The sequence below is a fragment of the Citrobacter sp. wls718 genome, from assembly GCF_005280945.1.
Taxonomy (GTDB): domain Bacteria; phylum Pseudomonadota; class Gammaproteobacteria; order Enterobacterales; family Enterobacteriaceae; genus Citrobacter; species Citrobacter gillenii.
This window is the reverse complement of sequence record NZ_SZWV01000106.1, coordinates 3,874-26,348: the sequence shown is the minus strand read 5'-3', so window position 1 is coordinate 26,348 and position 22,475 is coordinate 3,874. Positions and strand designations below refer to the sequence as shown.

Sequence of the window (22,475 nt, the reverse complement as noted above, 5' to 3'; positions counted from 1 at the left end):
AAAAAGGATATAAATAACAACAGAATGAATCATATGGACAAACTCGACAGCTTTATTCAGCAGGCGGTGACCGCGATGCCCATTAGCGGCACCTCGCTTATCGCTTCGTTATACGGTGACTGCTTATCCCAGCGCGGCGGCGAAGTGTGGCTCGGCAGCGTGGCGGCACTGCTTGAAGGACTCGGCTTTGGTGAACGCTTTGTGCGCACCGCGCTGTTTCGCCTTAATAAAGAAGAGTGGCTGGACGTGGTGCGCATTGGCCGGCGCAGCTTCTACCGGCTGAGTGATAAAGGCCTGCGCCTGACACGACGCGCCGAAAGCAAAATTTATCGCGCCAGTGCCCCGGAATGGGACGGCACTTGGCTGTTATTACTTTCTGAAGGGCTAGAAAAAAATACCCTTAATGAAGTCAAAAAGCAGCTGATTTGGCAGGGGTTCGGCGTCCTTGCGCCAAGCCTGCTGGCCTCGCCGTCGCAAAAGCTGGCGGATGTGCAGTCGCTACTACACGAAGCGGGTGTGGCGGAAAATGTGATTGTATTTGAAGCACATTCACCGCTGGCCATTTCTCGCGCTGCGCTGCGTGAGTGTGTGGAAGAGTGCTGGCAACTGACCGAACAGAACGCCATGTACGAGGCGTTTATCACATTGTTCCGCCCGCTGTTGCCGCTGCTGCGTGACGCCGATGCGGGTGAGCTGACGCCGGAACGCTGCTTCCAGATCCGTCTGCTGCTGATCCATTTCTATCGTCGGGTGGTACTGAAAGATCCGCTGTTACCAGAGGAACTGCTGCCCGCCCACTGGCTGGGTCAGACCGCACGCCAGCTGTGTATCAATATCTATCAACGCGTCGCGCCCGGTGCTCAGGCTTTTGTCAGTGAAAAAGGCGAAAGTTCAGTGGGCGAACTGCCCGCGCCGGGGCCGCTCTATTATCAACGCTTTGGTGGATTAGCCGAGGCGTAACAGGAGAAGCCATGCCGATTTACCAGATGGACGGAATGATCCCCGTCGTACCTAACGAAAGCTATGTTCACCCGACCGCCGTACTGATCGGCGATGTGATCCTCGGCAAAGGGGTTTACGTGGGTCCTAACGCTAGCCTGCGCGGCGATTTTGGTCGTATCGTGGTGAAAGATGGCGCGAATATTCAAGATAACTGCGTAATGCACGGTTTCCCGGGCCAGGACACGGTGGTGGAAGAAGACGGGCATATCGGCCACGGCGCCATTCTGCACGGTTGTGTGATTGGTCGTAATGCGCTGGTCGGTATGAGCGCAGTAATTATCGACGGGGCGACCATTGGTGAAAACAGTATTGTCGGCGCGTCGGCGTTTGTGAAAGCACGGGCTGAGATGCCCGCCAACCATCTGATTGTCGGTAGCCCGGCAAAAGCGATTCGCACCCTAACCGAGCAGGAACTGACGTGGAAGATGCAGGGCACACGTGAATATCAGGTACTGGTAGAGCGCTGTCAGCACACGCTTTCTGAAGTGCAACCGCTGACCGAAGCGGAACCCAACAGAAAACGGCTGGAGTTTGATGAAGATCTGAAGCCGAAATCAGCGAGTTAGCTCGGGGCAAGCGGGCGTCGGGTTACCGGCGTTGTCATCGGGGAGACAACGCCGGGCACAATGTTCTTATCAGAACTGATAGCTGGCGGTGACGCTGACGTTACGCGGTTCACCATAGACGATAGAGCCGTCAATGTTGGTGTCGTAAGTCTTATCGAACAGGTTGTTCAGGTTGCCCTGCAGGGAGAAGTTTTTTGTCACTTGGTAACGGGTGAATAAATCTACCAATGCGTAGCTACCCTGTTCGGCACGGAACGTCCCGTACGGCGTCACGGTATCGCTGTAAACGCGATTCTGCCAGTTAACACCACCGCCGACGGTCAGCTCCGGTATCGCTGGCAGACGATAACGGGTGAACAGTTTCACCGTAGTACGTGGCAGGTTTGGGTTCACCGCCTTGCCTTCGTTATCTTCGGCAACGTAGCGCGTTGCGCCAAACGTCATCTGCCAGTTATCGGTGATTGCACCGTTCACTTCGAATTCAACCCCTTTGCTGACTGTACCATTGCTCGACTTATAGGCCGTTTCGCCATTGCTTCCAGCAATTGGCGTGCCGGTAGACTGTGCCAGGTTATCCTGCTCGATCCGGAATACCGCAAGGGTGGTGGTCAGGCGACTGTTCATCCAGTCCGACTTTAACCCCATCTCATAGTTGTTACCGGTGATCGGAGAGAGGTATTTACCCGAGCTGTCACGTTTGTTCTGTGGCTGGAAAATAGAGGTATAGCTGGCGTAGGTTGACCAGTTATCATCAATGTCATATACCAGACCGGCATACGGTGTGGTGTGATTTTTTTCCATGCTGTAGGTCAGGGTGTCGATACGCCAGTTGGTATAACGCGCGCCGAGGATCAAGTGCAGCGGGTCGGCCAGCGAAACACGCGTCGCCGCGTAGAGCGATTTCATGTGGGTGGTATCGTCCTGGGCCAGCGATTGTGGACGCCAGTTAGTCTCAGGAATATTACCGTCGAAGTTATTGAAATTCCCTACTTCGTTCGGATACACATTATCCCAGGCATTGACATAACGGTTGTTCTGTTTGCTGTAGCTGCCGCCGAGCATCAGGTTATGTTGACGACCAAACAGGTCGTAGCCACCGTCGGCGAACAGATCAACCGCATCGATCTTACGCTTGCCGCTGTTCCACCCCGTGCCGCCGACGTTGTCGAAGCCAGGTCCATAATTAGCATAAGGGCCGACCAGCATACCGGTGTTTTTGTCGACATAGGCATCGATGTACATTGTTTTGCTGTCGAACTTAACCTCAGAGTGGGTAGCGTTCAGGGTTGTCTGCCAGGTATCGGCAAAACGCTGTTTCAGCGTGACAAAGACTTTGTTGATGTCTTTGTCATTGTAGGCCCAGTCCGGAGCCGTGCTGCGTGAACGATCATAGCTGTTTTTGCTGCCGTCGGTATTCCAGCGCGGCAGGCCACCCCAGGTTGGGCTGTTAACGTCAATACGCTGGTATTCATAACCGGCAGACAGGCTGGTGGTGTTACCCAGATCCGCATCGACAATCCCGGAGAAGAACATTTTTTCGCTGTTGTAGCGGTCAAGCCAGGAGTCGTTATTCTGATATCCGGCGACGATGCGGGCGCGCACATTGCCATCTTCGGTTAACGGACTCTGTAAATCAGTGACATAGCGCTGTTTATTCCAGCTGCCGTATTCTGCCGACACATTACCGGTGAACTCGCGGCTGGTGGCGTGTTTACGAATCATGTTAATGGAGGCCGAAGGATTGCCCGTTCCGGTCATCAAACCGTTCGCTCCGCGCACCACTTCTACGCGTTCAAACAAGGCGGTGTCGGAAAGTGCATCGCCGAGGTTCCAGCGGGATTCAAAATAGGTCGGGATCCCGTCGACCATATAGTTATCAATCTCAAATCCGCGGGAAAAATAGCTGTTACGATCGGAGTCAGCCTGGCTTTTACTGATACCGAGCGTATTGTCCATCACATCACCGAGAGTCTGTAACTGCTGATCTTCCATGCGCTGCTGGCTAACGATAGTGACCGACTGAGGTATATCGCGCTGGGTCATCTGCATTTTTGTGCCCGCTGTCGTCGACTTCACGCTGTAATCCTGTTCTTCGCCGGATGCCGAGTCTGCGGTGGCTGAACCATCAACGATCACCGTATCTTCGTTGGCGGCGAAGCCTGAAGCGGGAATAAAAGCCATGGCAATACAGACAGCAAGCAAGGAAGGGGCGAGAGCGGGTTGACGCTGAGAATCCCGGTTGTATGTTGTGAAAGACATCAATAAGTCCTTGATAATTATTAATATTAAGTTCTAATCACCGTTGCGGGTGATGAACCCTTTTGTTGTTAACTATTAAATTTGTATGTAAATGCAAATGCGAAATATACGCATTCATATTCAACGTGTAAACAGATGCTACAGAGATAAATGAAATATTGTTTCAGTACTATGTCTGAGCAATAGCGGCGGTAAATGGTTATAAGAACAGCGGAGGGGGAGCTTTTTGCTTAAAAAATCGGGGGTTAAAGTTGAAAGAGCGTGAGTAACTCGCTCATACTCTATACTCGCAGAGTCGCTCGGCGTAGCATGGCACAACGCATGGGCTGTTAATGAAAAAGGAAAACGTCGTGGCAGAAGAAACTATATTCAGCAAAATTATTCGTCGTGAAATTCCCTCAGACATCGTGTATCAGGACGAACTGGTAACCGCGTTTCGTGATATTTCACCTCAGGCACCCACGCATATCCTGATCATTCCCAACGTTCTGATCCCAACCGTTAACGATGTAACGGCAGAACATGAGCAGGCGTTGGGCCGAATGATCACCGTGGCGGCCAAAATCGCCGAGCAGGAAGGTATTGCCGAAGATGGCTACCGTTTGATCATGAATACCAATCGCCACGGTGGACAAGAGGTGTATCACATCCACATGCATCTGCTAGGGGGCCGTGTGTTGGGGCCAATGCTTGCACATAAAGGTCTATGATAATGACCAGAGGATGCATCGCGCTGACGCTGGGCTTACTGTTGCTGGCTGGCTGTCGTTCACACCCCGAAATTCCGGTCAGTGATGAACAGTCTCTGGTGATGGAATCAACAATACTGGCCGCGGGTATAACAGCAGAACAACCTGCGTTAACCACGTCTGATATTCAGCCTTCGGCATCCTCACGACTCTATAACGAAAGGCAAGAACCCGTCACCGTTCATTATCGGTTTTACTGGTATGACGCCAGAGGGCTGGAAATGCACCCTCTGGAGGCGCCACGTAGCGTTACGATTCCGGCACGTTCGTCGGTGACATTGTATGGCAGCGCCAATTTTCTGGGGGCGCACAAGGTTAGACTTTATCTTTATTTGTAAGAGGTGAATCTTGATGATCAAATTGAATCGCTACGCCGTGGTTGCTGCGCTGGCGATATTTCTCTCTGGTTGTGTGGCGCAACGTGAGCCTGCACCGGTAGATGAAGTAAAACCGGTACCGGAACAGCCCGCGCAGCCGCAACAGCCTGTGCCGGTTGTACCTACAGTGCCGACCATTCCGCAGCAGCCGGGTCCGATTGAACATGAGGATCAAACGGCGCAGCCCGCTCCGCGAGTACGTCATTATGACTGGAACGGGGCGATGCAGCCGATGGTGGGCAAAATGCTGCAGGCGGATGGCGTAAAAGCCGGGGGCGTTCTGCTGGTCGACAGCGTGAACAACCGCACTAACGGTTCACTTAATGCAGGGGAAGCCACCGAGACGCTGCGCAATGCGCTGGCGAATAACGGGAAATTTACCCTGGTTTCGGCGCAGCAACTGGCGATAGCGAAGCAGCAACTCGGTTTATCACCGCACGACAGCTTAGGCACGCGCAGCAAAGCGATTGGCATTGCCCGTAACGTCGGTGCCCAGTATGTGCTGTATTCCAGCGCATCCGGTAACGTCAATACGCCATCACTGCAAATGCAATTAATGCTGGTACAAACGGGTGAGATAATCTGGTCAGGTAAAGGTGCCGTTCAGCAACAATAAGCCATTGACGCGCGATGAGGTGTTGTCGCGCTATTTCCCGCAGTATCGTCCCGTCGCAGCTGGTAAGCTTGGCTTGAGCGGCGGGAGCTGCGTCATTGAACATCATTCCCATCGCCTCGTACTGCGCCGTCATCACGATCCTGACGCGCCAGAGTCGCATTTTTTACGCCACTATCATGCGCTAAAACGCCTGCCGGACAGTCTGGCTCCTGAACCTCGTTTTTATACGCGCGGGTGGATGGCCATCGACTATTTTCACGGTAGAGTCGATTCCAGATTACCGGAAGCCGACGAACTCGCGCGCTTACTGTATCATCTTCACCAACAACCCCATTTTGGCTGGCGAGTGAGTCTGCTGCCGTTGTTGGAACAGTACTGGCAGTGTTGTGATCCGACGCGTCGCACATCGCGCTGGTTACGTGTGCTAAAGCGTCTGAGTAAAAGACGGGAGCCTCATCCCTTGCGTTTGGGGCCTTTGCATATGGATGTCCACGGCGACAACATTGTGCATACGGTGTCAGGTCTGCGGTTGATTGACTGGGAGTATGCCGGGGACGGCGATATCGCCCTCGAGCTGGCGGCAGTGTGGGTCGCTGACGAGTCGCAACATCGCGAGTTGGTCAACGCCTATGCCCACCATGCGCATATTGACCCAAACGTTTTGTGGCGGCAGATCAGACAGTGGCAACCCTGGATACTGATGCTGAAGGCGGGGTGGTTTGAGTATCGCTGGCAACAGACTGGCGATCGACAATTTATCAGGCTGGCCGATGACACCTGGCGGCAGCTAACCATGAAAGGATAAGGAGAGCAGTGTGGGTCCAGTAATGTTGGATGTTGAAGGGTATGAGCTGGACGCGGAAGAGCGTGAGATTTTGGCGCACCCGTTGGTGGGTGGTTTGATCCTCTTTACCCGCAATTACCACGACCCGGAACAGTTACGTGAATTAGTGCGTCAGATTCGCGCGGCGTCACGTAATCATCTGGTGGTGGCGGTGGATCAAGAAGGCGGGCGCGTGCAGCGTTTTCGCGAAGGCTTTACCCGCTTGCCAGCGGCACAATCCTTTGCCGCACTGCACGGTCTGGAAGAGGGTGGAAAGCTGGCTGAAAACGCCGGATGGCTGATGGCCAGCGAGATGATTGCGATGGACATCGATATCAGTTTTGCCCCCGTATTGGATGTCGGCCATATCAGTGCCGCGATTGGCGAGCGTTCGTATCATGCCGATCCGCTAAAAGCGCTGGCGATGGCGACGCGCTTTATCGACGGTATGCACGCGGCAGGCATGAAAACCACCGGGAAGCATTTCCCTGGACATGGGGCAGTGACGGCGGATTCACACAAAGAAACGCCCACCGATCCGCGACCGGAAGCTGAAATTCGCGCTAACGATATGTCGGTGTTCCAGGCGCTTATTACGGAAAACAAACTCGACGCGATTATGCCTGCGCACGTGATTTATAGCGAAGTAGACTCCCGCCCGGCGAGTGGTTCACCGCACTGGCTAAAAACGGTCCTGCGTCAGGAGCTTGGTTTTGACGGTGTGATTTTCTCTGACGATCTGTCGATGGAAGGTGCGGCAATCATGGGGAGCTATGCAGAGCGAGGCCAGGCATCGCTGGATGCAGGTTGCGATATGATCCTGGTCTGCAATAATCGTAAAGGGGCAGTCAGTGTGTTAGATAATCTGTCGCCGATCAATGCAGAGCGTGTTACACGTTTGTATCATAAAGGTTCATTTTCGCGTCAGGAACTGATGGACTCGGATCGCTGGAAAACAATCAGCGCCCAGCTCAACCAGCTTCATGAACGCTGGCAGGAAGAGAAAGCAGGTCATTAACGCAAGTTTGCGAGGATGCGATGATTATCTATTTACACGGTTTTGACTCTAACAGCCCGGGCAACCACGAGAAAGTGTTGCAATTACAGTTTATTGACCCGGATGTCAGGCTGATTAGCTACAGTACACGGCATCCTAAACATGATATGCAGCATCTGCTGAAAGAAGTAGATAAAATGTTGCAGCTTAATGTCGACGACCGACCGCTGATTTGCGGTGTGGGTCTGGGCGGCTACTGGGCAGAAAGGATTGGTTTTCTGTGTGATATTCGCCAGGTGGTGTTTAACCCTAACTTGTTCCCGAATGAGAACATGGAAGGAAAAATCGACAGGCCGGAAGAGTACGCTGACATCGCCACAAAATGTGTGACCAATTTCCGTGAGAAGAATCGCGACCGGTGTCTGGTCATTCTGTCACGGCATGATGAAGCGCTGAACAGCCAGCGTTCTTCCGAAGAGCTGCATCACTACTATGAAATTGTATGGGACGAAGATCAGACCCATAAATTTAAAAATATCTCCCCACATTTGCAGCGAATCAAAGCCTTTAAGACGTTAGGTTAGTCACTCACCCACGTTTAACAAAGCCAGCCTGCGGGCTGGTTTTTTTATCTTTAAAATTCCAGTTGTCTATCTTTTCAGCATCAAAACTTGATGCACATCAAATTTGGTATGACCAATGCACCGTTCGTGTTATTCTCAGTCTCGAAGGGCATTTTCATTATCGTAACGTGTTGTTAATTAAAGGCTATGCCTATAACGTTTAATTAACAATTGGTTAATAAAATTTAAGGGGGTCACGTTGACTACACCATTGAAAAGGATCGTGATTGTCGGCGGCGGTGCTGGCGGACTGGAAATGGCGACGCAGCTCGGTAAAAAGCTGGGGCGCAAGAAGAAGGCCAAAATCACGCTGGTAGACAGAAATCACAGCCATCTATGGAAACCGTTGCTGCACGAAGTGGCAACCGGATCGCTGGATGAGGGTGTTGATGCACTGAGCTATCTGGCGCATGCCCGTAACCACGGCTTTGAATTCCAGCTGGGTTCGGTTATGGATATCGATCGCGAAGCGAAGACTATTACTATCGCTGAGCTGCGCGATGAGAAAGGTGAACTGCTGGTTCCTGAGCGCAAAGTGGCGTATGACACGCTGGTAATGGCGTTGGGCAGTACCTCCAATGATTTCAACACGCCGGGTGTCAAAGATCATTGCATCTTCCTTGATAACCCGCATCAGGCTCGCCGTTTCCATCAGGAAATGCTGAACCTGTTCCTGAAGTATTCGGCGAATTTGGGCGCCAACGGCAAAGTGAATATCGCTATTGTCGGTGGTGGTGCGACGGGCGTTGAGCTGTCGGCTGAACTGCATAATGCGGTGAAACAGCTGCACAGCTACGGCTACAAAGGATTAACCAACGAAGCGCTGAACGTGACGCTGGTGGAAGCCGGTGAGCGTATTCTGCCTACGTTGCCGCCACGTATTTCCAGCGCGGCTCATAATGAGCTGACCAAGCTGGGCGTGCGTGTGCTGACGCAGACGATGGTGACCAGCGCTGATGAAGGCGGTCTGCACACCAAAGACGGCGAGTATATTGAAGCCGATCTGATGGTCTGGGCGGCAGGTATCAAAGCGCCAGACTTTATGAAGGATATTGGCGGTCTGGAAACGAACCGTATTAATCAGCTGGTGGTTGAACCGACTCTGCAGACGTCGCGCGACCCTGACGTGTACGCGATTGGTGACTGTGCCTCCTGCGCACGTCCGGAAGGGGGCTTTGTCCCGCCGCGCGCCCAGGCTGCACACCAGATGGCATCGTGCGCAATGAGCAACATTCTGGCGCAGATGAATGGCAAGCCGCTGAAGGCGTATCAGTATAAAGATCATGGCTCGCTGGTTTCACTGTCTAACTTCTCTACCGTTGGTAGCCTGATGGGCAACCTGACGCGCGGTTCGATGATGGTGGAAGGGCGTATTGCGCGCTTTGTCTACATTTCGCTGTACCGTATGCACCAGATTGCGCTGCACGGTTATTTCAAAACCGGCCTGATGATGCTGGTGGGTAGCATCAACCGTGTAATTCGCCCGCGCCTGAAACTGCACTAATATCGATGTGTGATGCCGGATGACGCTGTTCATCCGGCCCCTTCCTTAAGAGTTCTCTGAATCCTGCTGTTTTGCTTCCTTGTTCCGCTATTTTCATCCGTAATCTGATTGGCATTTTTCATCTCCTGTTGCAAAGTTGTTGCTAATAGCAAAAAAGGAGGAAGTCCCGTGAATAAATCAATGTTGGCGGGTATAGGGATTGGCGTAGCTGCTGCGCTGGGTGTGGCAGCGGTGGCCAGTCTTAACGTGTTTGAGCGTGGCCCACAATATGCACATGTTGTCTCTGCGACCCCGATTAAAGAAACGGTAAAAACGCCGCGTCAGGAATGCCGTAACGTGACAGTTACCCACCGTAAGCCGGTGCAGGATGAAAATCGTATTGCGGGTTCAGTGCTGGGTGCTGTTGCGGGTGGGGTTATCGGTCATCAGTTTGGTGGCGGACGCGGTAAAGATATTGCCACCGTTGCAGGGGCATTAGGTGGCGGTTATGCCGGTAACCAGATCCAGGGTTCGATGCAGGAAAACGATACCTACACCAGTACGCAGCAGCGCTGTAAAACAGTGTATGACAAATCGGAAAAAATGCTGGGTTACGACGTGACCTACAAAATTGGCGATCAGCAGGGCAAAATCCGCATGGATAAAGACCCTGGCTCGCAAATCCCACTGGATAACAACGGCCAGTTGGTGCTGAATAACAACGCGTAAAATAGTCTTGCTCTGTACATTAATTAGCCCCCCATTCGCTCAGGCTGGGGGGCTTTTTTTATCAGAAGATTAATGCGGAGTTCAGGCCAGAGGCGCGGTTTCTTCTTTCAGCAGTTCAGGCCACAGACGCAGCGTGGTCCGGGTTATCTGCATCAATTTCTCAAAAGTTGCCCCTTCGCGGGCGCTGATCGACATGCCTTGTAAAATACAGTTCAGAAATTCGGCCAGTTTCTGCGGATCGCAGTGTGCCGGAATTTCGCCATGTTCCTGGCGCTGGCGAAGAAACTGGGTCAGCGTTTGCTCCTGCATGGCATGGCGGGATTTCACCGTGTGCGCAATATCGCGAGAAGAGGCGGCAAGCGTTGCGGAGGTATTAATCATAAAACATCCTGCTGGCGTGTCTTTGCTGGTGAAGCAGGTGGCGATTGCCGTGAAATAGTCTTCCAGCGCACAGGTGAGGCTTTTTTCTTCGCAAAAGAGTTGGGCTTCGTGCTTTGCAGCGAAGCAGGTGATGTAGCGGTCCAACACGGCACGAAATAACCCTTCCTTATTGGTGAATTCCGCATACAGCGTGGGCGCTTTGGCACCGGTTGCTTCCACGAGATCGGCGAGCGAGGTCGCTTCATATCCGTGCTGCCAGAAGAGTGTCATGGCCTTATCAAGCGCGGCTTCCCTGTCGAACACTTTTGGTCGGCCACGGCTTTTTTTTGCACAACCTGTCGTTTCAGTTGTCATGGTGCCGTCGTACCTGGTTGGGTTTATTGAACAATCATTATAAAAATATTTTCCCACACTCTCCAGTGTATTCACGATAAAAATAATTTGTTTCTATTGATATGAAAAATAAGACCTTTGCATTTTATATAACGATCGTTATAAAAAAACATTGACGTGTGACATGGATCACATCTATGATTTCCCTATCGATCGTTAAGTTAATCTTTTCGACAGACATTCATCTGCATAAGGTCACTATTATGAAAAACGTAAAAACGCTGCTACTTGCTACGGTTCTGAGCTCATTTTCATTTGCCAGCTTTGCCGCTGTAGAAGTTCAGGCCACGCCTGAAGGCCAACAGAAGGTAGGGATTATCTCTGCGAATGCGGGGACTAACTTAGGTTCTCTGGAAGATCAACTGGCGCAGAAAGCAGATGAAATGGGGGCGAAATCGTTCCGTATTACCTCTGTGACCGGTCCTAACACTCTTCATGGTACAGCGGTAATCTACAAATAAGTTTTAACCCATCGCAATGCCACTGCGAGTTAACTAAAAAAACCCCCGCGGAATAACATCCAGCGGGGGTTTTTTATGGGCAACTGTTTACAGTGACTGCTGACTGACGTCGTGATGACGCGTTACGTCTACCGGCATCCCGGAACGCAGTTCCATAGCGTGCTCCATGACGGAGGCATCCGTTTGTGCCGCATTCTTAAACGTCTTCATCGACGCGTTCAGTACGATCGGCAGCACCTGCGGATCGTCATCAATATTTTCCGACAGCGGCTGATGCACTTCTACGAGGCGCACGCCGTTGGGTTCAACAGAGGCTTTGATTGGCGTGTTGATAATATTGACCTTGGTACCTGGCGTAACCTGACGGAATAAGGTTTCAATATCACCGTCGCGCAGGCGAATACAGCCAGAGCTGACGCGCATACCGATACCAAAATCAGCGTTGGTACCATGAAGTAAATAGACTCCACCGTAAGCCGCCAGGCGGATGGCATGATGACCCATCGGGTTTTCCGGACCCGCAGGGACGACGGCAGGCAGGTCGATACCATTGGCTTTGTAACGGGCGCGGATATTGGCCGTTGGGGTCCAGGTCGGGTTGGCACGTTTATCAGAGATACTGGTTACCATGGTGGGGGTCAGGGTATCTCCGCCCAGTTGACCAATACCAATCGGATACACGGTCACCGAATTTTTACCTGGGTGATAATAGTACAGACGCAACTCAGCAAGATTAATCACAATCCCTTCGCGCGGGGCATCCGGTAGCAGGGTTTGCAGCGGAATGGTTAATACGCTACCGGCTCTTGGCACGAAAGGGTCGACGCCAGGGTTAGCCTGTAGCAGTGCTAAAAAACCCACATTGTACTTTTTCGCAATGGCTTCCAGTGAACCGCCGTTATCTTCGACAACGTGTACGGTATTTTCACCCACCAGTCTGCTTCCTGGCGGAGGCAGCGGCCAGGTGTTCGCCTGGGCCGGAAGCGCCAGCGCAAGAGACGCGGCAAGCGTAAAATACGTCAGCCAGCGAGAGAATTGCTTATTGTTTAACATTGCCATAAGTCCATTGTTTTTACGTGGTTTTTATCATGTAAAAGTAAACAGGAATTATGGCGGTTTGCTGTGTCGGGAAGTGCAGGGAAGTGCAAAGAGTTTGTAAATTCAACTGGCCGGGTGCGTACGGTGAACTGCACCCGGCCTGATGGCTATGCTACGGCGTTTTCTTCCAGTTGGCGCATAAACTGACGCACCCACTCCATACGCGTTTTACGGTCAGCAAGGTCCTGAATAAACTTCAGGCGCGTGGGACCGTCCAGGCGGAAGTGCTGTGGTTGTTTTTGCAGCAAACCGATCAGCCACACTGGGTTGACGTGGTTTTTCTCTGCAAATTCAATGGTACCGCCTTTTTCATTACCCTCGAGCTTTCTGATACCCAGCTTTTGCGCCTGCTGGCGCAGACGGGCAATATCCAGCAGCGTGCGGGCAGGATCGGGCAGCAGGCCAAAGCGGTCGATTAGCTCGACCTTGATCTCTTCCAGTTCATTTTCACCCTTTGCACTGGCAATGCGTTTATAGAATGACAGTCGCGTGTTCACATCGGGAATGAAATCATCCGGCAACAGCGACGGCATGCGCAGTTCCACTTCGGTTTGTTGACTGGTGAGATCTTCCAGCGACGGTTCACGCCCTTCTTTGAGCGCATCCACCGCGTTCTCCAGCAGCTCCATGTACAGCGAGAAACCGATGGTTTCCATTGAGCCGCTCTGGTCTTCACCCAGCAGTTCGCCTGCCCCGCGAATCTCGAGGTCGTGGGTCGCCAGCGCAAAACCTGCACCCAAATCTTCCAGTGAGGCAATGGCTTCGAGGCGTTTTTGTGCGTCGGTGGTCATGGCTTTCGGGTGCGGTGTCAGCAGCCAGGCGTAGGCCTGGTGATGCGAGCGTCCCACGCGACCACGTAGCTGATGCAGCTGCGCCAGACCGAAGTGGTCCGCACGTTCGATGATAATCGTGTTGGCAGTCGGAATGTCGATCCCGGTTTCGATAATGGTGGTACACACCAGCACGTTAAATCGCTGGTGGTGGAAATCGTTCATCACGCGTTCCAGCTCGCGCTCGCGCATCTGTCCATGCCCGATGGCAATACGCGCTTCCGGCACCAGTTCTGCCAGCCTGTCGGCAGTTTTCTGGATGTTCTCAACGTCGTTGAACAGATAATAGACCTGACCACCACGCAGCACTTCACGCAGAATGGCTTCGCGTACCACCAGATTGTCATACTCGCGCACAAAGGTTTTGACCGCCAGACGGCGGGCGGGCGGCGTGGCAATGATCGACAGATCGCGCATACCGCTCATCGCCATATTCAGCGTGCGGGGGATCGGCGTTGCGGTTAGCGTCAGAATATCCACGTCAGCGCGCATCGCTTTGATTCGCTCTTTATGCCGCACGCCGAAGCGGTGTTCTTCATCGACGATCAGCAGACCTAAATCTTTTAGCTTCACATCGCTTTGTAGCAGTTTGTGGGTACCGATAAGAATATCGATTTTACCTTCAGCGACCTGCTCCAGGATCTGCGCTTGCTCTTTGGCGCTACGAAAACGCGACAACATCTCAATGCGTACCGGCCAGTTGGCAAAGCGGTCTCGGAAGTTGTCGAAGTGCTGCTGAGCAAGCAGGGTGGTCGGTACCAGTACGGCGACCTGTTTGTGGTTCTCGACGGCAAGGAAGGCGGCGCGCATCGCTACTTCGGTTTTACCGAAGCCAACGTCGCCGCAGACCAGACGGTCCATCGCCAGCGGCTGGCACATATCGCTGAGTACCGCGTTAATGGCCTGCGCCTGATCGGGCGTGGTTTCAAACGGGAAGCTGTCGCAAAACAGCTGATACTGTTCGCGGTCATGCTTAAAGGCAAAGCCTTCTTTCGCCGCACGCTGGGCGTAGATGTCCAACAGTTCTGCTGCCACATCGCGCACTTTCTCGGCGGCTTTTTGCCGCGCACGTGACCAGGCGTCACCGCCGAGTTTATGCAGCGGTGCATTTTCTTCTGCACCACCGGCGTAACGGCTGATTAAATGTAATGACGACACGGGTACATACAGTTTGGCGTCGTTGGCGTAGGTGAGCATCAGGTATTCAGCGGTGATACCGCCTGCTTCCAGCGTGGTCATGCCGGCGTAGCGCCCCACGCCGTGCTCCAGATGCACCACCGGCTGACCGGGGTGCAACTCCGCCAGGTTGCGGATTAAGGTATCGGGGTTGATGGTGCGACGCGAATCCTGACGACGGCGCGCCACGCGCTCGCCGAGGAGATCGCTTTCGCAGATCAGCGCCAGATTACGTTTGCTATCAATAAACCCGTGTTCCGCCGAGCCAATCATCAGATAACGACCGGCATCGACCGCTTCATCGAGGCGCAAAATGCGCTTCGGCGCAATCTTGATACGGGCGAGCAGTTCACCGAGAGCTTCGCGACGGCCTTCACTTTCTACCGAGAAAATCACCGGACCGGTAAAGGCTTCAAGGAACTTACGTAATGCGTCCAACGGCGCTTTTTGCTGCGCCTGGACGGCCAGGTCTGGCAGCTTCTGGAACCCGAGGTTGGTATTCGCCGCTTTTTTCGGCAGGCTCTCGGTTTTCAGCTGAACGCGGGGCCAGCGTTTAAGTTCAGAGAACAGCTCATCCACCCGCAGCCACAGTGATTCCGGCGGCAGAAGTGGACGCATCGGGTCAACGCCCCGATTCTCAAAGCGTGACAGCGTGTCGGCCTGAAAGCGCTCGGCGCTGGTTTCTAGATCGCCGGTATTCACCAGCAGCGTATTGGCCGGGAAGTAGCTGAATAGCGGCGGCAACGGCTCGCTGAAAAACAGCGGCTGCCAGTATTCGATCCCGGCAGGAAGCGTACCTTTACTGACCTGCTGATAAATATGTTCCGCGTCGCGTTTCACCTCAAAGGTGTCGCGCCACTGGCTGCGAAACAGTTCGATAGCTGTTTTATCGGTGGGGAATTCGTGCGCGGGCAGCAGATTAATGGCGTCGACTTCTTCCAGCGTGCGCTGGGTATCGGTATCAAACAGACGCAAGCTGTCAATTTCATCATCAAAAAAATCAAGACGATAGGGAAACTCGCTGCCCATCGGGAATAGATCTAGCAGTGCACCGCGCGTGGCATATTCACCGTGTTCCATAACTTGATCAACGTGGCGATAACCGGCACTTTCCAGCTGTTCACGCAGCGCGTCACGCGATAAACGCTGACCTTTTTTCATCACCAGCGCGTGACCGTGCAGATAGCTGTGCGGACACACGCGTTGCATCAGCGTGTTGACCGGTACGATCAGCACGCCGCGCTGCATGGACGGCAGTTGATATAGTGTGGAGAGCCGCGAGGAGATGATTTCCTGATGCGGTGAAAAACTGTCGTACGGGAGCGTTTCCCAGTCCGCGAGGTTCATCACCATCTGGTCAGTAAACTGGCGAATTTCGTCATGCAGGCGCAGGGCATTTTGCATGTCAGGTGCGATGAGTACCACGGGGCCGGCGTGGTGTTCGGCAATGTCTGCCACCAGCGTGGCACAGGCGGCACCGGTAAGTTCACCTAACTGGCGCTGATCGCCAGCTTTCGCCGGGAGCGTGTAACGATGTTGTTCAGGCATTAGGTTGTCAGGATCTCGTTTAGATATACGTCTGATAAGCAATGTTCTTATTATCCGCAAACGTTTCTCATAAGCAAATTGATTCGCCCCCTGATGGGGGCAAAAAGCGCGTTAAGGTTAGCGCGAGGCGGCCGGTAAAGAGGGTGGGGAAAACAGCAGGTCGGCAACGGTTTTTTGTGAAATTTTGCGTACCAGTAGGCCAAATAAAGTACACAGCAGCAAACAGACAAACGGATAAATCAGCAGCAGGGCCAGTTCTGCATGCGCAGACCATTTAGCATGATTGATGACGGGAATCAGCGTTAAGCTGAACAGTTCGACCAAAATTCGGTGGGTTGTGTAGATGGCGATTGTGTTAGAGCCGATCACGCTTAATGGGCTGGCCGCACGCATACCGAAGCGTTGCTCGAACTGATAAAACAGCTTCATGATCAGCACAATGGAAACCAATGAAAGCAGCAGCGAAACGTTGGCCAGCCATGCGATGACCGCCAGAATCATCGTCAACGAGAACAGGATCGGGTGGCGGCGCAGCGGAACCTCTTTAATCCCTGCCATCAGCGAGCTGCCAAACCATGCCCCGAGACTGTAATACGCCAGATTACGTATCACGCTATTCATTCCCCACCACGGCGTCGGAAAAAAATTGACCGCCACACTGAGCAATACGAACAGAGCCAGCAGCGGCAGCGCCCAGCGGCTGAACAGTTTGCACAGAATGAAGTAGACGATCAGTGCATACAGATACCATAAGCTGGTGCTGGCGGTCAGCATGCCCCAGGAAAAGTCGCCGACGGAACCGGCATACGCGGCGTTGGCGGCCTGGCTCAGATCGCGCTCTGGTGCCAGCCAGTGATTGAGCATGGTGAGTGCCAGCCATTGCACCATTCCCCACAGCAGCAGTACCCAGGCAATATTCCAGATCCGTTTATCTACGCAGGTCGTCCAGCCCACGCCATCGATGTATCGACGGATCAGATATCCCGAAATAAAGAAAAATACCGGCATGCGAAACGGAGCCAGGTAAAGATTGAGGTAAATCCAGCACTTGGTCAGCAGTTCTGACAGCGGATGCTGAAAACTGGTGAGATGGGGGTAAAAGGTAATCACGGAATGGTAAATGACCACCAGGCAAATACATAACCCTTTGATTTGGTTAATCCATAGCTCTTTTTTTATCATTACGTCGACGTATCCGTAGTGTTAAACATAACCTGCTATCCTGCGGATGGCAGGCGTCGCTGTAATGCGTAACCGTCTGCATTTTTGTTTTTTCAGATAAAGATCAGGTATTAGGCCTGATGAGCAGGTGGTTCACTTTAGCGAATTGATTTGTTTATGCTTTTCAGAATAATGCTGACGAACACTTACGGTTCAGTCATTTACCCATTCCGCTTTCGCTTATATACTCGTGACTTTGCTAACAGCAACCAGACGGATTTCATGTATCAACCTGTCGCTCTATTCATCGGCCTGCGTTATATGCGTGGGCGTGCAGCAGATCGCTTCGGTCGTTTTGTTTCCTGGCTTTCCACCATTGGCATTACTCTTGGGGTAATGGCGCTGGTCACGGTATTGTCGGTGATGAACGGTTTCGAGCGTGAGCTGCAAAATAATATTCTTGGCCTGATGCCTCAGGCCATTCTCTCGTCAGAGCAGGGTTCCCTGAACCCGCAACAGCTGCCGGAAAACGCGGTGAAGCTGAGCGGTGTCAATCGTATTGCCCCGCTGACAACCGGTGATGTGGTTCTGCAAAGCGCGCGCAGCGTAGCGGTTGGCGTGATGCTGGGCATCGACTCGACGCAAAAAGATCCGCTTACGCCGTATTTGGTCAATGTGAAGCAAACCGATCTCGAGCCGGGTAAGTATAATGTCATCCTTGGCGAGCAGCTTGCCGGTCAGTTGGGCGTGAATCGTGGCGATCAAATCCGCGTTATGGTGCCGTCAGCCAGCCAGTTCACGCCGATGGGACGTCTGCCAAGCCAGCGTTTGTTTACGGTAATTGGCACCTTTGCCGCCAACAGTGAAGTCGATGGCTATCAGATGTTGACCAATATTCAGGATGCGTCACGCCTGATGCGCTACCCGGCGGGCAATATTACCGGCTGGCGTTTGTGGCTGAATGAACCGCTGAAGGTCGACACGTTGAGCCAGCAAACGCTGCCGCAAGGCACCAAATGGCAGGACTGGCGTGAGCGCAAAGGGGAATTATTCCAGGCTGTGCGGATGGAAAAAAACATGATGGGGCTGCTGTTGAGCCTGATCGTGGCGGTCGCGGCGTTTAACATTATTACCTCGTTGGGCCTGATGGTCATGGAGAAGCAAGGCGAAGTGGCGATTTTACAAACCCAGGGACTTACGCCGCGGCAAATCATGATGGTGTTTATGGTGCAGGGGGCCAGCGCCGGGATTATTGGCGCGCTACTGGGTGCTGCGTTGGGGGCATTACTTGCCAGCCAACTGAACAACCTGATACCGATCATTGGGGCATTACTGGATGGCGCTGCGCTGCCGGTTGCCATTGAGCCGTTACAGGTTGTCGTCATTGCGCTGGTGGCCATGGCCATTGCGCTGCTGTCTACGCTTTATCCTTCCTGGCGCGCCGCCGCCACTCAACCCGCTGAGGCTTTACGTTATGAATAAGATCCTGTTGCAATGCGACAACCTGTGCAAACGCTATCAGGAAGGCACCGTGCAAACTGATGTGCTGCACGATGTCAGTTTTAGCGTTGGCGAGGGTGAAACGGTGGCGATTGTCGGCAGCTCTGGATCCGGTAAGAGTACGTTGCTGCATCTGCTGGGCGGACTGGATACGCCAACGTCGGGCGACGTTATTTTTAGCGGACAGCCGATGAGTAAACTCTCTTCGACGGCAAAAGCGGAACTGCGTAATCAAAAGCTCGGCTTTATTTACCAGTTTCACCATCTGCTGCCGGACTTTACCGCGCTGGAAAACGTGGCGATGCCGCTACTTATAGGCAAGAAAAAACCGGCTGAAATTACCGAGCGTGCACGCAATATGCTGAAAGCGGTAGGGTTGGATCATCGTGCCAGCCATCGCCCGTCTGAGCTGTCGGGCGGTGAGCGCCAGCGCGTGGCGATTGCCCGTGCGCTGGTCAATAACCCACGTCTGGTGCTGGCAGATGAACCCACCGGTAACCTTGATGCGCGCAACGCTGACAGTATTTTCGAGCTTCTGGGTGAGCTGAATCGCTCTCAGGGGACGGCATTTTTGGTGGTGACCCACGATCTGCAGTTGGCGAAGCGCATGAGTCGCCAGCTTGAAATGCGCGATGGTCGCCTGACGGCCGAACTGAGCCTGATGGGAGCTGAGTAATGGCTGCGCCTTTATCGTTATTGATTGGCTTACGCTTTAGCCGTGGTCGGCGGCGTGGGGGCATGGTCTCGCTGATCTCTGTGATTTCTACCATCGGTATCGCATTGGGTGTGGCGGTCTTGATTGTCGGTTTGAGCGCGATGAACGGATTTGAGCGCGAGTTGAACAACCGCATTCTGGCCGTTGTCCCGCACGGCGAGATTGAAGCGGTTAACCAGCCCTGGAACAACTGGCAGGAAGCGCTGGATAAAGTACAGAAAGTGCCGGGCATTGCCGCTGCGGCGCCCTATATCAACTTTACCGGGCTGGTGGAAAGTGGCGCAAATTTACGCGCGGTGCAGGTGAAAGGTGTCGATCCCAAACAGGAACAACGTTTGAGTGCGCTGCCTACGTTTGTACAGAACCATGCCTGGGATAATTTCAAAGCCGGTGAGCAGCAGATAATCATAGGGAAAGGGATTGCTGATGCGCTGAAGGTGAAGCAGGGTGACTGGGTGTCAATCATGATCCCTAACGCCAGTGCCGATCACAAGCTGATGCAACCCAAGCGCGTACGGTTACACGTCATCGGTATTTTGCAGTTGAGCGGCCAGCTTGACCACAGCTTTGCAATGATCCCAATGGAAGATGCGCAGCAGTATCTGGATATGGGGTCCAGCGTGTCGGGTATTGCGCTGAAGGTTAACGACGTCTTCAATGCGAATAAGCTGGTCAGAGATGCTGGTGAAGTGACCAATAATTACGTTTACATTAAAAGCTGGATTGGTACTTACGGCTATATGTATCGTGATATTCAGATGATCCGCGCCATTATGTACCTGGCGATGGTGCTGGTGATTGGTGTCGCCTGTTTTAATATTGTTTCGACGTTAGTGATGGCGGTAAAAGACAAGAGCGGCGATATTGCGGTATTAAGAACATTGGGCGCGAAAGACGGGCTGATCCGTGCCATTTTTGTCTGGTATGGCTTGCTGGCAGGACTGTTTGGTAGCCTGATTGGCGTCGTGATTGGCATCGTCGTTTCGCTGCAACTGACGCCGATTATTAACGGTATTGAGGCGCTTATTGGCCATCAGTTCCTGTCCGGTGATATCTATTTTATTGACTTCTTGCCATCGGAATTACACTGGCTGGACGTTATTTACGTGCTGGTTACAGCATTATTGCTGAGTCTGTTGGCGAGTTGGTATCCGGCGCGTCGCGCCAGTAATATTGATCCTGCGAGAGTGCTAAGCGGCCAGTAACAATAAAAAGGAGCGGTGATGTACTACGGGTTTGATATTGGCGGGACAAAAATTGCGTTAGGCGTCTTCGATAATCAACGCCGTTTGCAATGGGAAAAACGTGTTCCTACGCCGCGCGATAGCTATGATGCTTTCCTCGATGCGGTGTGCGACCTGGTGACGGAGGCCGACCAGCGATTTGGCGTTAAAGGTTCAGTGGGAATTGGTATTCCCGGTATGCCAGAAACCGAAGACGGTACGTTGTATGCCGCTAACGTTCCTGCTGCCAGTGGAAAACCTCTGCGTACCGACCTCAGCGCGCGACTGGACCGCGATGTGCGTCTGGACAACGATGCTAACTGTTTTGCCCTCTCCGAAGCCTGGGATGATGAATTCACCCAGTACCCGTTAGTGATGGGGTTAATCCTCGGCACGGGTGTTGGCGGCGGCCTGGTGCTGAACGGCAAATCCATCACCGGACGCAGCTATATTACCGGTGAGTTTGGTCACATACGCCTGCCGGTAGATGCGTTAACGCTAATGGGATTTGACTTCCCGCTGCGTCGCTGTGGATGCGGTCAGTTAGGCTGCATCGAGAGCTACCTTTCCGGTGGCGGATTTGCCTGGCTGTATCAGCATTACACCCATCAACCGTTGGACGCCCGTGAAATTATCGCGCTCTGGGAGCAGGGCGATGAACAGGCGCTTGCCCACGTCGAACGCTATCTTGATTTGCTGGCGGTGTGTCTGGGGAATATTCTGACTATCGTTGATCCGGATTTAGTGGTCATTGGCGGTGGTTTGTCGAATTTTACCGCGATAACGGCGCAACTGGCAGACCGTTTGCCACGCCATTTATTGCCGGTTGCCCGCGTGCCGCGTATTGAACGGGCACGCCATGGTGATGCGGGTGGAATGCGTGGAGCTGCTTTCCTACATCTTACCGATTAATACAAAGAGGTTGTTATGCTGTCGCGTCGGGGTCATCGGTTAAGCCGTTTTCGTAAAAATAAACGCCATATGCGCGATCGCCTGCGTCAACGGATCTTTTTCAGAGACAGAGTGGTGCCTGAATTGATGGAAAAACCAAGAGTATTAGTCCTGACGGGGGCGGGGATCTCCGCCGAATCGGGTATTCGTACCTTCCGCGCTGCGGATGGTCTCTGGGAAGAACATCGGGTGGAAGACGTGGCGACTCCGGAAGGATTTTCGCGTAACCCCGGACTTGTGCAGTCGTTTTATAACGCACGTCGTCTTCAGCTACAACAGCCTGAAATCCAACCCAACGCGGCGCACATTGCGCTGGCAAAACTTGAAGCAGAGCTGGGCGACCGCTTTTTACTGGTGACGCAGAATATCGATAACCTGCATGAGCGCGCCGGTAGCCAGAACGTCATCCATATGCACGGTGAACTGCTCAAAGTGCGCTGTTCGCAAAGCGGACAGATCCTGGACTGGACGGGAGATGTGACCCCGGAAGATAAGTGCCATTGCTGCCAGTTTCCGGCACCGTTGCGCCCGCACGTCGTGTGGTTTGGCGAAATGCCCTTGGGGATGGATGAAATCTATATGGCGCTGGCGATGGCGGATGTGTTCATCGCGATCGGTACGTCCGGGCATGTTTATCCGGCGGCCGGATTTGTACACGAAGCGCGCCTGCACGGGGCGCATACGGTGGAACTTAACCTTGAGCCGAGCCAGGTAGGCAGCGAGTTCGAAGAAAAGTATTACGGTCCGGCAAGCCAGGTGGTGCCTGAGTTTGTTGAGAAGTTATTGAAAGGGTTGTGATTTTTTTGCCGGATGG

At 53.1% G+C, this 22,475-nt stretch carries 21 protein-coding genes; 16 read left to right on the top strand and 5 right to left on the bottom strand.

Annotated features, from left to right (window positions below):
- Nucleotides 1-33 precede the first annotated feature (33 nt).
- Both paaX and paaY read left to right on the top strand, forming a co-directional pair.
- Nucleotides 34-960: a phenylacetic acid degradation operon negative regulatory protein PaaX gene (paaX, locus tag FDW95_RS20790; protein ID WP_170973036.1), complete on the top strand. Its 927-nt coding sequence runs from the start codon at nt 34-36 to the stop codon at nt 958-960.
- An 11-nt stretch (nt 961-971) separates the two neighbouring features.
- Entirely contained in the window at nt 972-1,568 is a 597-nt protein-coding gene (gene paaY, locus FDW95_RS20785) for a phenylacetic acid degradation protein PaaY (RefSeq protein ID WP_115258749.1), read from the top strand.
- Between the two features lie 69 nt (nt 1,569-1,637).
- Here the strand turns inward: paaY and fhuE are convergent, their stop codons facing one another.
- The gene (gene fhuE / locus FDW95_RS20780; RefSeq protein WP_115258748.1) at nt 1,638-3,827 is read right to left on the bottom strand and encodes a ferric-rhodotorulic acid/ferric-coprogen receptor FhuE; all 2,190 of its coding nucleotides are present in this window, start codon (nt 3,825-3,827) and stop codon (nt 1,638-1,640) included.
- A gap of 350 nt (nt 3,828-4,177) precedes the next feature.
- On the opposite strand from fhuE, the gene hinT reads away from it, so the two are divergent.
- The 8 genes from hinT (at nt 4,178) to FDW95_RS20740 (ending at nt 10,224) form a co-directional block, all read left to right on the top strand.
- Complete coding sequence (hinT, locus tag FDW95_RS20775) at nt 4,178-4,537, top strand: purine nucleoside phosphoramidase (RefSeq protein ID WP_096759427.1); 360 nt, start codon at nt 4,178-4,180, stop codon at nt 4,535-4,537.
- 2 nt (nt 4,538-4,539) lie between these two features.
- Nucleotides 4,540-4,914: a YcfL family protein gene (locus FDW95_RS20770; RefSeq protein WP_096757423.1), complete on the top strand. Its 375-nt coding sequence runs from the start codon at nt 4,540-4,542 to the stop codon at nt 4,912-4,914.
- 13 nt (nt 4,915-4,927) lie between these two features.
- Entirely contained in the window at nt 4,928-5,569 is a 642-nt protein-coding gene (gene lpoB / locus FDW95_RS20765) for a penicillin-binding protein activator LpoB (RefSeq protein ID WP_096757422.1), read from the top strand.
- Nucleotides 5,550-6,374, top strand: coding sequence for a thiamine kinase (gene thiK / locus FDW95_RS20760; protein ID WP_115258747.1), 825 nt, complete (start codon nt 5,550-5,552; stop codon nt 6,372-6,374). The genes lpoB and thiK overlap by 20 nt, the downstream gene beginning before the upstream one ends.
- 10 nt (nt 6,375-6,384) lie before the next feature.
- Nucleotides 6,385-7,410 (top strand): beta-N-acetylhexosaminidase, encoded by a 1,026-nt coding sequence (gene nagZ / locus FDW95_RS20755; RefSeq protein ID WP_096757420.1) that lies wholly within the window; start codon nt 6,385-6,387, stop codon nt 7,408-7,410.
- Between the two features lie 20 nt (nt 7,411-7,430).
- Nucleotides 7,431-7,973 carry an alpha/beta hydrolase YcfP gene (gene ycfP / locus FDW95_RS20750; protein WP_115258746.1) on the top strand — a complete coding sequence of 181 codons (543 nt, stop codon included), beginning with the start codon at nt 7,431-7,433 and terminating at the stop codon, nt 7,971-7,973.
- A gap of 238 nt (nt 7,974-8,211) precedes the next feature.
- A complete protein-coding gene (ndh, locus tag FDW95_RS20745; protein ID WP_115258745.1) occupies nt 8,212-9,516 on the top strand; it encodes an NADH-quinone dehydrogenase in 1,305 nt (434 codons plus the stop codon).
- 168 nt (nt 9,517-9,684) lie between these two features.
- A complete protein-coding gene (locus tag FDW95_RS20740; protein ID WP_096757417.1) occupies nt 9,685-10,224 on the top strand; it encodes a glycine zipper 2TM domain-containing protein in 540 nt (179 codons plus the stop codon).
- An 81-nt stretch (nt 10,225-10,305) separates the two neighbouring features.
- On the opposite strand, the gene comR is transcribed toward FDW95_RS20740, so the two are convergent.
- Entirely contained in the window at nt 10,306-10,959 is a 654-nt protein-coding gene (gene comR, locus FDW95_RS20735; RefSeq protein WP_115258744.1) for a TetR family copper-responsive transcriptional repressor ComR, read from the bottom strand.
- Nucleotides 10,960-11,201: 242 nt separating this feature from the next.
- On the opposite strand from comR, the gene bhsA reads away from it, so the two are divergent.
- Nucleotides 11,202-11,459, top strand: coding sequence for a multiple stress resistance protein BhsA (bhsA, locus tag FDW95_RS20730; RefSeq protein WP_115259964.1), 258 nt, complete (start codon nt 11,202-11,204; stop codon nt 11,457-11,459).
- Nucleotides 11,460-11,546: 87 nt separating this feature from the next.
- Here bhsA and FDW95_RS20725 read toward each other — a convergent pair whose 3' ends face one another.
- The 3 genes from FDW95_RS20725 to FDW95_RS20715 form a co-directional block, all read right to left on the bottom strand.
- A complete protein-coding gene (locus tag FDW95_RS20725; RefSeq protein ID WP_096757415.1) occupies nt 11,547-12,512 on the bottom strand; it encodes a L,D-transpeptidase family protein in 966 nt (321 codons plus the stop codon).
- A 152-nt stretch (nt 12,513-12,664) separates the two neighbouring features.
- Nucleotides 12,665-16,111 carry a transcription-repair coupling factor gene (gene mfd / locus FDW95_RS20720; protein ID WP_115258743.1) on the bottom strand — a complete coding sequence of 1,149 codons (3,447 nt, stop codon included), beginning with the start codon at nt 16,109-16,111 and terminating at the stop codon, nt 12,665-12,667.
- A 117-nt stretch (nt 16,112-16,228) separates the two neighbouring features.
- Nucleotides 16,229-17,293: an acyltransferase family protein gene (locus tag FDW95_RS20715; RefSeq protein ID WP_115258742.1), complete on the bottom strand. Its 1,065-nt coding sequence runs from the start codon at nt 17,291-17,293 to the stop codon at nt 16,229-16,231.
- 261 nt (nt 17,294-17,554) lie between these two features.
- Here FDW95_RS20715 and lolC point away from each other — a divergent pair, with 261 nt between their 5' ends.
- The 5 genes from lolC to cobB are packed head-to-tail and all read left to right on the top strand — an operon-like array spanning nt 17,555 to nt 22,459.
- Nucleotides 17,555-18,754: a lipoprotein-releasing ABC transporter permease subunit LolC gene (lolC, locus tag FDW95_RS20710; protein WP_137363602.1), complete on the top strand. Its 1,200-nt coding sequence runs from the start codon at nt 17,555-17,557 to the stop codon at nt 18,752-18,754.
- Nucleotides 18,747-19,448, top strand: a complete 702-nt coding sequence (gene lolD / locus FDW95_RS20705; protein WP_115258741.1) for a lipoprotein-releasing ABC transporter ATP-binding protein LolD — start codon at nt 18,747-18,749, stop codon at nt 19,446-19,448. The genes lolC and lolD overlap by 8 nt, the downstream gene beginning before the upstream one ends.
- Nucleotides 19,448-20,692, top strand: coding sequence for a lipoprotein-releasing ABC transporter permease subunit LolE (lolE, locus tag FDW95_RS20700; RefSeq protein WP_096757411.1), 1,245 nt, complete (start codon nt 19,448-19,450; stop codon nt 20,690-20,692). The genes lolD and lolE overlap by 1 nt, the downstream gene beginning before the upstream one ends.
- A gap of 18 nt (nt 20,693-20,710) precedes the next feature.
- A complete protein-coding gene (nagK, locus tag FDW95_RS20695; protein ID WP_096757410.1) occupies nt 20,711-21,622 on the top strand; it encodes an N-acetylglucosamine kinase in 912 nt (303 codons plus the stop codon).
- A gap of 15 nt (nt 21,623-21,637) precedes the next feature.
- Nucleotides 21,638-22,459 carry a Sir2 family NAD+-dependent deacetylase gene (gene cobB / locus FDW95_RS20690; RefSeq protein ID WP_115258740.1) on the top strand — a complete coding sequence of 274 codons (822 nt, stop codon included), beginning with the start codon at nt 21,638-21,640 and terminating at the stop codon, nt 22,457-22,459.
- Nucleotides 22,460-22,475 lie beyond the last annotated feature (16 nt).

What these genes read in the sequence shown, in the direction of transcription:
- paaX (WP_170973036.1), top strand. Translation starts at nt 34, where the DNA reads ATGGACAAACTCGACAGCTTTATTCAGCAGGCGGTGACCGCGATGCCC.
- paaY (WP_115258749.1), top strand. Translation starts at nt 972, where the DNA reads ATGCCGATTTACCAGATGGACGGAATGATCCCCGTCGTACCTAACGAA.
- fhuE (WP_115258748.1), bottom strand. Translation starts at nt 3,827, where the DNA reads ATGTCTTTCACAACATACAACCGGGATTCTCAGCGTCAACCCGCTCTC.
- FDW95_RS20770 (WP_096757423.1), top strand. Translation starts at nt 4,540, where the DNA reads ATGACCAGAGGATGCATCGCGCTGACGCTGGGCTTACTGTTGCTGGCT.
- lpoB (WP_096757422.1), top strand. Translation starts at nt 4,928, where the DNA reads ATGATCAAATTGAATCGCTACGCCGTGGTTGCTGCGCTGGCGATATTT.
- ycfP (WP_115258746.1), top strand. Translation starts at nt 7,431, where the DNA reads ATGATTATCTATTTACACGGTTTTGACTCTAACAGCCCGGGCAACCAC.
- comR (WP_115258744.1), bottom strand. Translation starts at nt 10,959, where the DNA reads ATGACAACTGAAACGACAGGTTGTGCAAAAAAAAGCCGTGGCCGACCA.
- bhsA (WP_115259964.1), top strand. Translation starts at nt 11,202, where the DNA reads ATGAAAAACGTAAAAACGCTGCTACTTGCTACGGTTCTGAGCTCATTT.
- FDW95_RS20725 (WP_096757415.1), bottom strand. Translation starts at nt 12,512, where the DNA reads ATGTTAAACAATAAGCAATTCTCTCGCTGGCTGACGTATTTTACGCTT.
- mfd (WP_115258743.1), bottom strand. Translation starts at nt 16,111, where the DNA reads ATGCCTGAACAACATCGTTACACGCTCCCGGCGAAAGCTGGCGATCAG.
- FDW95_RS20715 (WP_115258742.1), bottom strand. Translation starts at nt 17,293, where the DNA reads ATGATAAAAAAAGAGCTATGGATTAACCAAATCAAAGGGTTATGTATT.
- lolC (WP_137363602.1), top strand. Translation starts at nt 17,555, where the DNA reads ATGTATCAACCTGTCGCTCTATTCATCGGCCTGCGTTATATGCGTGGG.
- lolD (WP_115258741.1), top strand. Translation starts at nt 18,747, where the DNA reads ATGAATAAGATCCTGTTGCAATGCGACAACCTGTGCAAACGCTATCAG.
- lolE (WP_096757411.1), top strand. Translation starts at nt 19,448, where the DNA reads ATGGCTGCGCCTTTATCGTTATTGATTGGCTTACGCTTTAGCCGTGGT.
- nagK (WP_096757410.1), top strand. Translation starts at nt 20,711, where the DNA reads ATGTACTACGGGTTTGATATTGGCGGGACAAAAATTGCGTTAGGCGTC.
- cobB (WP_115258740.1), top strand. Translation starts at nt 21,638, where the DNA reads ATGCTGTCGCGTCGGGGTCATCGGTTAAGCCGTTTTCGTAAAAATAAA.